Origin of the sequence: Pseudooceanicola sp. LIPI14-2-Ac024 (genome assembly GCF_042188925.1) — a bacterium.
GTDB lineage: Bacteria > Pseudomonadota > Alphaproteobacteria > Rhodobacterales > Rhodobacteraceae > Pseudooceanicola.
Map to the genome: position 1 here is coordinate 1,124,143 of NZ_CP170102.1, position 11,974 is coordinate 1,136,116.

General features: G+C 68.1%; 14 protein-coding genes. 8 read left to right on the forward strand and 6 right to left on the reverse strand.

The annotated features are described in order from the left end of the window. Window positions 1–129: 129 nt before the first annotated feature. Entirely contained in the window at window positions 130–1,035 is a 906-nt protein-coding gene (thyX, locus tag ACE2AC_RS05475) for an FAD-dependent thymidylate synthase (RefSeq protein WP_375691104.1), read from the reverse strand. 197 nt (window positions 1,036–1,232) lie between these two features. On the opposite strand from thyX, the gene ACE2AC_RS05480 reads away from it, so the two are divergent. From ACE2AC_RS05480 to ACE2AC_RS05500, 5 genes are all read left to right on the forward strand, one after another. After that, window positions 1,233–2,195, forward strand: coding sequence for a transferrin-binding protein-like solute binding protein (locus ACE2AC_RS05480; RefSeq protein WP_375691105.1), 963 nt, complete (start codon window positions 1,233–1,235; stop codon window positions 2,193–2,195). Beyond that, window positions 2,195–3,610 (forward strand): hypothetical protein, encoded by a 1,416-nt coding sequence (locus ACE2AC_RS05485; protein WP_375691106.1) that lies wholly within the window; start codon window positions 2,195–2,197, stop codon window positions 3,608–3,610. Before ACE2AC_RS05480 ends, ACE2AC_RS05485 begins: the two co-directional genes overlap by 1 nt. Before the next feature lie 73 nt (window positions 3,611–3,683). Further along, the gene (locus ACE2AC_RS05490; RefSeq protein WP_375691107.1) at window positions 3,684–4,112 is read left to right on the forward strand and encodes a VOC family protein; all 429 of its coding nucleotides are present in this window, start codon (window positions 3,684–3,686) and stop codon (window positions 4,110–4,112) included. Continuing rightward, window positions 4,109–4,837, forward strand: a complete 729-nt coding sequence (locus ACE2AC_RS05495; protein WP_375691108.1) for a DUF1194 domain-containing protein — start codon at window positions 4,109–4,111, stop codon at window positions 4,835–4,837. The genes ACE2AC_RS05490 and ACE2AC_RS05495 overlap by 4 nt, the downstream gene beginning before the upstream one ends. After that, window positions 4,834–5,595, forward strand: coding sequence for a DUF1194 domain-containing protein (locus ACE2AC_RS05500; protein WP_375691109.1), 762 nt, complete (start codon window positions 4,834–4,836; stop codon window positions 5,593–5,595). The genes ACE2AC_RS05495 and ACE2AC_RS05500 overlap by 4 nt, the downstream gene beginning before the upstream one ends. Before the next feature lie 2 nt (window positions 5,596–5,597). On the opposite strand, the gene ACE2AC_RS05505 is transcribed toward ACE2AC_RS05500, so the two are convergent. The 4 genes from ACE2AC_RS05505 to ACE2AC_RS05520 form a co-directional block, all read right to left on the reverse strand. Then, window positions 5,598–6,098, reverse strand: coding sequence for a MarR family winged helix-turn-helix transcriptional regulator (locus tag ACE2AC_RS05505; protein WP_375691110.1), 501 nt, complete (start codon window positions 6,096–6,098; stop codon window positions 5,598–5,600). A 118-nt stretch (window positions 6,099–6,216) separates the two neighbouring features. Then, window positions 6,217–6,627, reverse strand: coding sequence for a GNAT family N-acetyltransferase (locus tag ACE2AC_RS05510; protein WP_375691111.1), 411 nt, complete (start codon window positions 6,625–6,627; stop codon window positions 6,217–6,219). A 65-nt stretch (window positions 6,628–6,692) separates the two neighbouring features. Continuing rightward, window positions 6,693–6,953: a succinate dehydrogenase assembly factor 2 gene (locus ACE2AC_RS05515; RefSeq protein WP_375691112.1), complete on the reverse strand. Its 261-nt coding sequence runs from the start codon at window positions 6,951–6,953 to the stop codon at window positions 6,693–6,695. Continuing rightward, a complete protein-coding gene (locus tag ACE2AC_RS05520) occupies window positions 6,950–7,342 on the reverse strand; it encodes a multiprotein-bridging factor 1 family protein (protein WP_375691113.1) in 393 nt (130 codons plus the stop codon). The genes ACE2AC_RS05515 and ACE2AC_RS05520 overlap by 4 nt, the downstream gene beginning before the upstream one ends. A 90-nt stretch (window positions 7,343–7,432) precedes the next feature. Between ACE2AC_RS05520 and ACE2AC_RS05525 the strand changes: the two genes are divergently transcribed. The 3 genes from ACE2AC_RS05525 (at window position 7,433) to ACE2AC_RS05535 (ending at window position 10,436) form a co-directional block, all read left to right on the forward strand. Continuing rightward, on the forward strand, window positions 7,433–8,635 hold the full coding sequence (locus tag ACE2AC_RS05525) for a pyridoxal phosphate-dependent aminotransferase (protein ID WP_375691114.1): 1,203 nt from the start codon (window positions 7,433–7,435) through the stop codon (window positions 8,633–8,635). 177 nt (window positions 8,636–8,812) lie between these two features. Then, complete coding sequence (locus ACE2AC_RS05530) at window positions 8,813–9,226, forward strand: hypothetical protein (RefSeq protein WP_375691115.1); 414 nt, start codon at window positions 8,813–8,815, stop codon at window positions 9,224–9,226. Between the two features lie 109 nt (window positions 9,227–9,335). After that, window positions 9,336–10,436 carry an AI-2E family transporter gene (locus ACE2AC_RS05535; RefSeq protein ID WP_375691116.1) on the forward strand — a complete coding sequence of 367 codons (1,101 nt, stop codon included), beginning with the start codon at window positions 9,336–9,338 and terminating at the stop codon, window positions 10,434–10,436. Here the strand turns inward: ACE2AC_RS05535 and ACE2AC_RS05540 are convergent. After that, complete coding sequence (locus tag ACE2AC_RS05540; RefSeq protein ID WP_375691117.1) at window positions 10,433–11,794, reverse strand: MATE family efflux transporter; 1,362 nt, start codon at window positions 11,792–11,794, stop codon at window positions 10,433–10,435. The genes ACE2AC_RS05535 and ACE2AC_RS05540 overlap by 4 nt on opposite strands. Window positions 11,795–11,974: the final 180 nt, after the last annotated feature.

Consider the following 11,974-nt stretch of genomic DNA (forward strand, 5'->3'; position numbering starts at 1 on the left):
GCCGTAGGGTGCGTGATCTCACGCACCGGGGGACGGTGCGTAGGGGGACGGGCGGTGCGTGCGAGCACGCACCCTACGCGAGGGTGCGGCGCATCGGCACCGTAGGGTGCATGCTCGCACGCACCGGGGTCACCCCAATACCCCCTGGAACTCCTTCCACTCCCGCTTGCTCATCCCGCAGTTCTCCTCGGTCACCACCTCCCCGGCCAGCATCCGGCGCAGGCACTCGACCATCTGGGCCGACATCGTGACGGCCCCCAGGCGGTAATCCTCGAAGGCCTTGTAGGCGAACGGCACCCAGTCCTTCACCATGTCGCAGATCGCGTCGGCGTAGACCCGGATCTCGTATTGCGCGTGGGCGTCGGCGCGCAGGCGGAGGAAATGGAAGAGGTTGTGCAGGTCCACCTTCCAGTACCACTGGGTGTAGATGTTGGCGGGCAGGTTCATCCGGGCCAGTTCCCGGGCGAGGCCCTGCTGGCCGTCCTGGGAGATCATCTCGGCGTAGTGGTCGTAGGCGCGCATCGAATCCTGCTTGAGCCAGTCGAGGACGCGGGCGGCCTCTGCCCCCTCCAGCGCCGCGCCGCGGCCCTGGTTGTTGACGGCGGATTGCGCGGCCAGGGCTTCGGGCTCTGGGATGTAGAACTCGCGGTCGAGGATCGAGTAGCGGGCCGAGTATTCGTTCACGTTGGCGGTCCGGTGGCGGATCCACTGGCGGGCGACGAAGACCGGCAGCTTCACGTGCAGCTTGACCTCGCACATCTCGAACGGGGTCGAGTGCCAGTGCCGCATCAGGTAGCGGATCAGCCCCTCGTCGTTCGAGACCGATTTCGTGCCCCGCCCGTAGGACACCCGGGCGGCCTGGGTGATGGCACTGTCGTCGCCCATGTAGTCGATGACCCGGACGAACCCGTGATCGAGCACCGGGATCGCCTTGTAGAGATGCGCCTCCATCCCCTCGCTCACGGCGCGCAGGGTGGGCCGCGGGGTCGCGCGCAGCTCGTCGATCTCGGCTTGCGCCTCGGGGGTCAGGGTCATGGCGAATCCTTTCAGGCCTTCGGGTCGGAGACCGCAGTATATAGGGAAACGGAAAAGGGGGAACACCAGATGCGGTAGGGCTTTTGCGCCGCACCCGTTGCGAATGCGCGCCACCCGGATTGACAGGCGGCAGGGCGCAAGGGAAAGTTGTGCGCAAATTCAGCCGGGTAACGGCAGGACAGAGGCGAGGCAGTGATATGTGGAAAGAGGCGGCGATCCCCCTGGCGCTGGCGATGCTCCTTTCGGGATGCAGCGGCGACGGGTCGAACCCCTTCGGCTCGGGCGGCGGCGGTGACGGCGACGATGGCGCATCGGGCGGGATCACGGTTCCCGAGAGCGTGGCGGGCAATGTCACCAGCATGAGCTACGACGCCGATGCCGAGACCCTGACCGTGACCGGCGTGTCGCTGGACGAGGTCCCGTTCGAGGCGGTCTACACCCGTCAGGCGGCGCTCGACAGCCAGTTCGCGGGCTACGAGGTCTACACCGCGCAGGACGATCCGCTGGACCGCCATTCAACGGCGCTGGTGCTGCAATCGGCCGGCAACCGCTTTGACGGGCAGGTCCGGGCCGGCATCGCGGTGACCGGCGGGCCGCGCAACCGCTACTTCGGCGGCGGCTTCTTTGAACGTGACGGCGATTACGATCCGCCCAGCGTCAGCGAGACCTCGGGCATGGTGAGCTATGTCGGCACCTATGTCGGCCTGACCAACGTGAGCGCCAGCCGTGACCTCGGCATGCTGCTGACACCCGATCCCTCGACCCCGTCCGAGCTGATCCCGAGCCGTGCGGCGGAAGTCACCGGCAACGTGTTCATCAACGCCGACTTCGCCGACAACACGGTCGAGGGCAACGTCTATGACCGGGTGCTCGACGGCTCGACCTCGCTGCCGTCGCTGGTGCTGATCGCCACCGACATCGACGCCAACGGCACCTTCGCTGGTGACGTCGAGTACCAGGGCGACGTCGGCAACGACATCGGCGACTACGCGGGCCTCTTCGGCGGCACCGATGCGCAGTCTCTGGGGGGCGTGCTGAAGCTGGACGAGTTCGACAACGACCTGGGCATCCTCGATGACGAAGAGGAATACGGTGTCTTCGTGCTTGAGCAATGCGGCACGGCCGGCGCCTCCTCTTCGCTCTGCGACGACGTGAAGTGATGCGGCCCGGGCGGCCGCGCCTCGGTCGGGCGCTGGCCGTCCTCGGCCTGTGCCTTGCCGGGCTTGCGGGCCCGGCCCCTGCCCCGCGGGCGCAGGACACCCCCGAGACATCCGTCACCCTGACCGTGCCGCAGGTGCGCGCCGCGATCGCCGCGGCGGCGCAGCGCGGCGACGGGCGCATCGTCCGCATCCTGGCGCGCGGCCTGGCCGAGAGCGGCAAGGCGGACGGCCAGACCTATTTCCTCTGGGCCGCGGCCGAGGAGCGCGAAGGCGATCCAAGCGTCGCGCTCGATGCCGCGCGGCAGGCCTACCGGCTGGCGGGGTCGGACCGGCAGCGGTTCCAGGCGGCGCAGATCGCCTCGCGTGCGGCCTTTGCCGCCGAGCAGCCGACGACCGCGCAGCTCTGGCTGCGGCGGACCTACCAGCACACCGACGACGATGCGGCCCGCGCGGCCATTGCCGAGGACTACCGCGTCCTGCGGGCGATCAATCCGCTGTCGTTCCAGCTGACCTTCGGGATCTCGCCGACCTCGAACGTGAACAACGGCGCGGATTCGCGGCTGAACTTCATCGACGGGGTGCCCGTGGTGGGCATCCTCAGCCCCACGGCGCAGGCGCTGTCGGGGGTGGAGCTGACCGGAGACCTGTCGCTGGGCTACCGCCTGGGCGAATTGCGGCGCGACCGCCGGATCACCGCCATCGGCCGGCTCTACACCCGGCAGGTGCGCCTGTCGGACGAGGCGCGCGCGCTGGCCCCGACCGCGGAGAACGGCGATTTCGCCTATACCGTGGTGCAGGCCGGGGTGCGGGCGCAGTTCGCCCGCGAGGGCGGGCAACGCCACGGCCTGGGCCTGGTAGGCGGACAGAGCTGGTACGGCGGGCCGAAGTATTTCCGGTTCGGCCGGGTCGAGGGCGACTGGTCGACGCGCGTGGCGCCGGGCACGCGGGCGGGGATCGCCGGGTATTTCGAAGGCCGCCGCTATGACGCGACGGGCACCTCGGAGGACATCGCCCAGATCGCCCTGGTGCTGAGCCACGAGCTGCCGGCGGGCAGCCAGCTGCGCGGGCGGCTGGCGCTGCAGAACACCGACGCCACCGGGATGACGCGGGACAACCACGCGGCGTCGCTGGGGCTGGAATGGCGCCCGGCCGGGCCCGTCGGGCCGGTCAGCCTGTCCTTCGGCGTCTCGGCCAGCTACGCCGATCACCCGAACTACCAGGTCGGGTTCATCGCCGTGCCGGGCGGGCGGCAGGACAAGACGGTCGCGGCCGAGGTGACGGTGCATTTCGACCGCGCGGACTATGCCGGGTTCATCCCGACGCTCGACGTGGGCGTCCGGCGCACGACCTCGAACGTGAGCCGCTTCGACACCCGCGAGATGACGGTGGGCTTCGGCATCCGATCGGCCTTCTGACCACGCGCGCGCCCTCGACTTTTGCGCCCGGGCGACTAAGCTTGGCTCAGCAAGAGACTGACACGAGGCAGCGATGACACTCAAATATCTGCACACCATGGTTCGCGTGAAGGACCTGGAGAAGAGCATGGCGTTCTACGAACTGCTGGGCCTGAAGGAGACCCGGCGGATCGACAACGAACAGGGCCGCTTCTCGCTGGTGTTCATGGCCCCTCCCGGGCAAGAAGAATGCCCGGTCGAGCTGACCTACAACTGGGACGGCGACGAGGGGCTGCCCTCGGACAGCCGGCATTTCGGCCACCTCGCCTATCGCGTGGACGACATCTACGCGGTCTGCGCCAAGCTGCAGGACAACGGGGTGACCATCAACCGGCCGCCTCGTGACGGCCACATGGCCTTTGTCCGGTCGCCCGACAACGTGTCGATCGAGCTGCTGCAGGAGGGCGACTCCCTGCCCAAGCAGGAGCCCTGGGCCAGCATGGAGAACACCGGGCATTGGTGAACGCTTCCCTCCGCCGGGCCGGCCTTGCCGGTCTTTCGGTCGCGGGACTGGCCCTTGGGCCGGTCGCCGCGACGGCGGAGGAGTGTCGCCTGGCGCTGCTGCTGGCGCTTGACGTGTCATCCTCGGTCGATCCGGGGGAATACGACCTGCAGAAACTGGGGCTGGCCACCGCGCTCGGATCGGTGGCCGTGCGCGAGGCCCTGACCAACACCACCGGCGGCTACGTCGCCATGGCGGTCTACGAATGGTCCGGACGCTACCAGCAGAAGGTGGTGCTGGAATGGACCCGGATGGACGACCCGAGCGCCATCGACACCGCTGTTGCCGTGATCTCGACCGCCGAGCGCAGCTTTTCCCGCTTTCCGACCGCGATCGGCTATTCGCTGGGCTACGCCGCCAAGGTCCTCGAGCGCGCGCCCGTCTGCAAGCGGCGGGTGATCGACATCTCGGGCGACGGGGTCAACAACGAGGGCTTCGGCCCGGACCTCGCCTACAAGAACTTTCCGCTGGACGGGGTGACGGTGAACGGGCTGGTGATCCTGGGCCAGGACAGCGACGTGCTGCCGTTCTACCGGCGCGAGGTGCGGCACGGAGACGGCGCCTTTGTCGAACAGGCCGCCGGGTTCGAGGACTTCGCCGAGGCGATGACCCGCAAGCTTTATCGAGAGATCAACGATGTCATGGTCGGCTGGCTCGAGATGCCGGACCCGGGCGAAGCGGGATGAGCCCCAGGGCGCTTGTCGCGGCGACGCTCCTGTCGCTGGCGGGGGGCGCCGCGGCGGCGGACTGCCGGGTGGCGCTGGCGCTGGCGCTGGATGTCTCGGGCTCGGTCAATTTCATGGAGTACCGGCTGCAGCTTGACGGGGTGGCCAGTTCGCTGAGCGATCCCGAGGTGATCGAGGCGCTGACCAACGTGCCGGGCAGCCACGTCGCGCTGTCGGTCTACGAATGGAGCGGGCCGAACTACCAGCGGGTGCTGGTCGACTGGACGATGCTGGACGGGCCCGCGGGGGTCGCCGCCATCGCCGCCCGGCTGCGCGGGACCGAGCGGCTGTCGGCCGATCCCTCGACCGCCATCGGCGGATCGCTGGCCTTTGGCAGCCGGTTGATGGCAGCCGCGCCGCCCTGCTTTCGCCGGGTGATCGACATCTCGGGCGACGGGAAGTCCAACACCGGACCGCATCCCCGTGACGTGGAGGTGCCGGGGGACGTGATGGTGAACGCGCTGGTGATCGGCGGAGAGATCATCGACCCGGCCGAGAACCGCGCGGTGGGGCTGCCGGAGCTGACGGCCTATTTCAAGTCCTACGTGATCCGCGGCCCCGAGGCTTTCACCGAGGTCGCGCGCGGCTTCTTCGATTTCGAGGCGGCGATGGTGCGCAAGCTGAAGCGGGAGCTGACCGTGCTGGCCGTGTCCGAGGCCCCGGCCCCGCCATCCCTGCCCCGCCCGGCCGCCGCCCTGCCCGCGTCCCTGCGGCGGTAGGATCAGTAGATGTAGCGGATCTGGTCGGTCCAGAACCGTTCCAGTCGGCGCAGGGTGCGGTTCATGGTGTCGAGGGTGCTGATGTCGAGCACCTGGTTGCCTTCGAGGCCGTCCGCGTGGCGGGTGAAGAGCGTGCCGACGATCTCGCGGATCTCGCGGCCCTTGGCGGTGAGGCGGACGCGGACGGAGCGGCGGTCGATCTCGCACCGCTGGTGGTGCATGTAGCCCATCTCGACCAGCTTCTTGAGGTTGTAGCTGACGTTGGAGCCCTGATAGTAGCCGCGCGACTTCAGCTCTCCGGCGGTGACCTCGTTGTCGCCGATGTTGAACAGGAGAAGTGCCTGCACCGCGTTGATCTCGAGGATGCCGACCCGTTCGAATTCGTCCTTGATCACGTCCAGCAACAGCCGGTGAAGCCGTTCTACCAATGCCAGGGCATCCAGGTAGCCGCCTTCGAACGCGCTCTGCCCCATCGGCGCGGCCACGGCATTTTGAATGCTCATCTCGTACTCCGTCCGCAACTGCTCGCCGGGCAAATTGGCCGAGAAGTCCGAAAATTCCGTTAAATTCGTAAAGCATGCGGGCGGAGGGGGTATTTCCGCCGGGGCGCCGGACGACGCCCTAGTCCAGATCGAGGCGGTACTTGAGGAAGGCCTCGCCGTCGTACTCCACCGTCGCGACCTGCCGCGCGCCGAGGCGGTCGAGGCCGCGCAGGTGGCGGCGCGAGGGCGGCAACAGGAAGGTGACATGGTCGATGCGGGGATCGTCACGGGCAAACGCGAGCGCCGCGCGGGTGATCCGAGCGCCGAGGCCGAAGCGGTCGGGACGCAGGACAAGGCCGAAGTCCCAGTCCTCGCCCTCTTTCTGGAAGCCGCCCCAGCCGACGTAGTCACCGCCCACGAGGAACGCCCAGTGGCCGAGGCCGTCGCGCTGCCAGAACCCGTCCTTGAAGGCGACGAAGTCGGCGCAGCGCCGCGCGTCCCAGGTGCCGGTGGCCAGCGGCATGTGCGCAACGGTGCGCGGGTCGGACATGTGCGCGATGATCGCCGCGGGCGGGACCGTGTCCAGCCGGGCGAAGGCGAGGTCTGGCACCCGCCTCAGCGCACCGCGCCGAGGTCGCGGATACGCCCGAGCAGCGCGGCATAGACCTGCGGCGCGGGCTGCTGGCCGGTGACCCAGACCAGCAGGTCCTGGTCGTTCTCCTCCAGCATCGCCTCGTAGAGGTCGAGCGCCTCGGGCGTCATGCCGGCCAGCTCGGTCTCGGCGAAGCGGGACAGGAGGATGTCCATCTCCTTGATGCCGCGGCGCATGGAACGCATCTGCAAACGCTTGAGACGGATCTCGGGGGTTTCGGTCATTCGGTGTCCTTCAGGGCCTGTCTCAGGCGTTTTTCCAAGAGGCCCATGCGGTCGGCCATCTGGGTCATCTGGCTGCGCAGGGCGCGCATCTCGTTCAGGGTGGCGGCGATGTCGGCGGCGCTGTCGTCGGTGGGGGTGGGCGCACCCTCGCCCACGCCGTTCAGCAGCCAGACGAGCGAGACGTTGAGCAGCCCCGCCATCATCTGCAGCTTGTTCGCCCGCGGTTCGGCGCGGTCGTCCTCCCAGCCCCTCAGGGTGGTCAGCCGGACGCCCAGGCGGCGCGCCAGTTCGCTCTGACTCATGCCCCCCGCCTCGCGCGCGCCGGCAATCCGGTCGCCGAAGGTCGAGGTTTCGGGGTCGTACCAGCCCTCTTCGATATCCTGTGCCATCGCTGCCCGCCTTTCCGCCGATCCCGCTTGAACGGCTCTGATCCCGTTACTAAGACAGGGCCACGGATAACTCAAACCCAAGGCGGCCCCATGCCCTTCCTTTCCGATACGCTCGCCCGTGTGAAACCCTCTCCCACGATCGCCGTCAGCAACAAGGCGGCCGAACTCAAGGCGGCCGGAGAGGATGTCATCGGCCTCGGCGCCGGTGAGCCGGACTTTGACACGCCGCGCAACATCAAGGATGCCGCGATTGCGGCAATCGAGGCCGGGAAAACGAAGTACACCGCCGTCGACGGGATCCCCGAGCTGAAGCAGGCGATCTGCGCCAAGTTCAAGCGCGACAACGGGCTGGAGTACACGCCCGACCAGGTCAGCGTGGGGACCGGCGGCAAGCAGATCCTCTACAACGCCCTGATGGCGACGCTGAACCCCGGCGACGAGGTGGTGATCCCCGCGCCCTACTGGGTGAGCTACCCCGACATGGTGCTGCTAGCCGAAGGCACGCCCGTGGTGGCCGAGGCGCAGCTGCAGACCGGCTACAAGCTGACGCCGGAACAGCTCGAGGCGGTGATCACGCCGAAGACGAAGTGGTTCATCTTCAACTCGCCGTCGAACCCGACCGGCGCGGGCTATTCGCGCGAAGAGCTGAAGGGCCTGACCGACGTGCTGATGCGCCATCCCCATGTCTGGGTGATGACCGACGACATGTACGAACACCTGGCCTACGACGATTTCGAGTTCTGCACCCCGGCCGAGGTGGAGCCCGCGCTCTACGACCGCACGCTGACGGTCAACGGCGTGTCCAAGGCCTATGCGATGACCGGCTGGCGGATCGGCTATGCGGCGGGTCCGAAGGAGCTGATCGGCGCGATGCGCAAAGTGCAATCGCAGAGCACGTCGAACCCCTGCTCGGTCAGCCAGTGGGCCTCGGTCGAGGCGCTGAACGGGACACAGGATTACATCGCGACCAACAACGAGATGTTCAAGCGGCGCCGCGACCTTGTCGTGTCGATGCTGAACGAGATCGAGGGCATGACCTGCCCGACGCCCGAGGGTGCGTTCTACGTCTATCCCTCGATCGGCGGGCTGATCGGCAAGACCTCGGCCAAGGGCACCAAGATCGAGAACGACGAGGCCTTTGCCACGGCGCTGCTGGAAGAGACCGGCGTGGCGGTGGTGTTCGGCGCGGCCTTCGGGCTCAGCCCGAACTTCCGGATCTCCTATGCCACTTCGGACGAGGAGCTGAAGGAAGCCTGCACGCGGATCCAGCGGTTCTGCGCCGGGCTGTCCTGAGCGACGGTCTTTGACGGCGACGGGTGGGGTACGCCCCCACCCGGCGGGCGCAGGGGATCGGGCGGGCGGGCCGCGGCGTGCCCTTATGGAAACTCTCGGCGCATTTGGCGCGCGGGGCAGTAGCCCGCACCGCCCGGCGCCTGCTAGACCTTTGGAAACGCCCTGCCCGAGGTTCCGATGGCCAGCGACCTGCCCCCGTATTTCTTCCGCACCCGCGACAACGGGGCGACGGTCTTTCGCGTCGACACCGCCGACCGGATGCGGCGGATCGAGATGGAGCAGATCGCCGTCGTCAACATCCGCAGCGGCGAGATCAAGGCCAACGGCGACCGCACCCTGTCCGAGGCCGACCTGGCCGCGATCCGGGACTGGGCGGCGGAACGGCAGGCGCTGCAGGCCGAGCGCGACATCGACGACATCCTGCGCACGGTCGATCACCTGAACCGCACCGCGCACTGGGCGCAGGGCAAGGCCAGCGCGGCCGAGCTGGAGCGGGTGTCCGACGAACTCCTTCTCGCGATGCACGACCTGCGGACGGTGCTGGTGCGCAAGAAGGCCGAGCGGGCGATGCGCGCACGCGACGACGCCTGAGACATCCCGCCCCTTGCGCGACGGTTTACGCCGTGTAACGTCCCCTTGGGGAGCCAGCCGCGGAGCATCCAAACGTGACCTGCATGACCAGCACGACCGGGGACTTCCGATGAAGGACGCCCCCTTCCTCAACCTCGTCCTGGCCGTGGTGCTGATGATCGCGATCGGCTGGCTGATGTTCGTCGGGCGCGGCATCGTGCTGCCGGTCTTTGCCGGGGCCATCGTGGCCTATGTCCTGCTGGCGGCGACCGACGACCTGGCCCGCCTGCCCGGCTTTCGCCGCCTGCCCAAGCTGCTGATCCGGCTTGTCCTGCTGCTGGCCTTCAGCGCCGTGCTGATCGCCATCGCCATCGTGGTGGCCGCGACGGTGCAGGACATCGTGGATGCCACCCCGACCTACCAGACCAACCTGAACGGCTGGGTCGACCAGATCGCCGACGCCTTCGAGGTGGACAGCTATGCGGTCTGGGACGAGATCCGAGCCGTCACCATCGACCAGATCAACATGCAGCGGCTGGCGCTGTCGGTGCTGGGCGGCTTCACCTCGCTCGGGGTGACGGTGTTCCTGATCGTGATCTACGCCGCCTTCCTGCTGGCCGAGCGGCAGACCTTTGTCGAGAAGCTGCGCGTGGCGCTGCACGACCGCGAAAGCGCCGACCGGTCGATCCGGATCATCGCCGAGATCAACCAGCGGATCAGCCGCTACCTGGCCGTGAAGACCTTCATTAACGTGTTGCTGGCGATCCTGTCCTACGCGGCGCTGCGCGCCTTCAGCATCGATTTCGCGCTGTTCTGGGCGCTGATGATCGGCCTTTTCAACTACATCCCCTATGTCGGGTCCTACATCGGCGTGGCCTTTCCGGTGATGCTGTCGCTGGTGCAGTACACCGACATCTGGTTCTCGGTCATGCTGACGCTGTGCCTGACGGTTGCGCAGGTCCTGATGGGCAACATCATCGAGCCGCGGATCATCGGGCGGCAGCTGAACCTCAGCCCCTTCGTCGTCATCGTCGCCCTGTCGTTCTGGGCCACGATCTGGGGCATCCCGGGGGCGATCCTGGCGGTGCCGATGACCTCGATCCTGGCGATCATCCTGTCGAGTTTCAGCGCGACGCGGCCGATCGCGGTGATGATGGCCGAGCGGATCGACGATCCCGATGCGCTGGTCGCGGGCGCGCCCGCCGGGGCGGCGCCGGCCGACCGTGCCTAGGCCCGCGCGGCAAGGCCCGGCAGCACGTTCAGCCAGAACCGCGCCATCATCAGCACCCCCGCCGTGGCCAGGCCCGCGGCGAGGCCCAGCCAGATGCCGATGCCACCCCAACCGAGGGTGAAGCCCAGCACGTAGGAACAGGGGATGCCGATCAGCCAGTAGGAGATCGCGGCATAGATCATCGGCACCCGGGTGTCCTGCAGCCCGCGCAGCAGGCCAAGCGCCATGACCTGCGCCGCGTCGACCAGCTGGAACAGCGCCGCCCCGAGGAGCAGCGTGGCGCCGATGGCGACCACGGCGTCGCGGTCGGGATCATCGGGGCTGAGGAACAGGCCCACCAGCCAGTCGGGCGCCAGGACGAAGAGCAGGATCGTCGCGACCGCCGCCACCAGCGACATGAGGATCACCACCAGCGCCCCGTCGCGCAGGCCGCGCAGGTCGCCGCCGCCAAGCGCGCGGCCGGCCCGGATCGTCGCGGTGTTGGCAAGGCCGAGGTGGATCATGAAGGTGAGCGAGGAGACCTGGATCGCGATGCCATGCGCGGCCAGTTGCAACGGACCGATCCAGCCCATCATCATCGAGGACATGGCAAAGAGCCCGGTTTCCGTCACCACGGTCACGCCGATCGGCCAGCCGAGGCGGAAGACCTGGCCGAACGCCTCCCAGTCGGGGCGCCAGAAGCGGCGGAAGAGCTCGTGCTCGGGCGTCACCTTCTCGGTGTAGACCACGAGCGCGAGGAACGAGACGATCTGCACCAGGAGCGAGGCGATGGCGGCGCCCTTCACCCCCAGCTCGGGCGCGCCCCAGTTGCCGAAGATGAACATGTAGTTGCCAAGCGCGTTCACCGCGACCGCCAGGATCGTGACCCAGAACACCACCCGCGCGCGTTCCAGCGCCGAGAGGTAGCTTTTGAGCACCATCACCCCGAGCGCGGGGAAGATGCCCCAGGCATAGATCGACAGGTAGTCGTCGGCGATTTGGGCCAGCTCCGGTTCCTGCCCGAGGGCGATCAGGACGCTGTCGGCGTTCAGCATCAAGGGCAGCGTGAGCGCGGCGTAGATGCACGAGATCCAGAGGCTCATCCGCGCGACGCGGCGGGCGGTGGTGGTGTCGCCGCGCCCCTCGGCGCTGGCCACCAGCGGCGCGAGCGCCCAGGCAAAGCCCGAACCCGCGATGAAGAGGATGAAGAAGAGCGTGCTGCCCAGCACCTCGCCCGCGAACACCCGAACGTCGTACCAGCCCAGCATGAATGTGTCGGTCAGCTGCACGGCGAACTGCGCGACGTGGCTGCCGATCAGCGGCAGGCCGAGGGCAAGGATGGCGCGGGCATGCGCGCCGTATGTGGCGTGGCGGGTCATGACTTGGGCCTTTAGGGCCGCCGTCGCGGCGCGGCAAGACGCAACCGTCCGGTGGCGCGCACAGCCGGGGCCGCGCTCTGCGCGCCGGGCGGCGGCACAGCGGGACGCTGATCTTGCAAGAAATTTCTCAACTTGAAGGCGATTTCGGTGTAGACTGCGCGGATATTCTTTCGACGTATT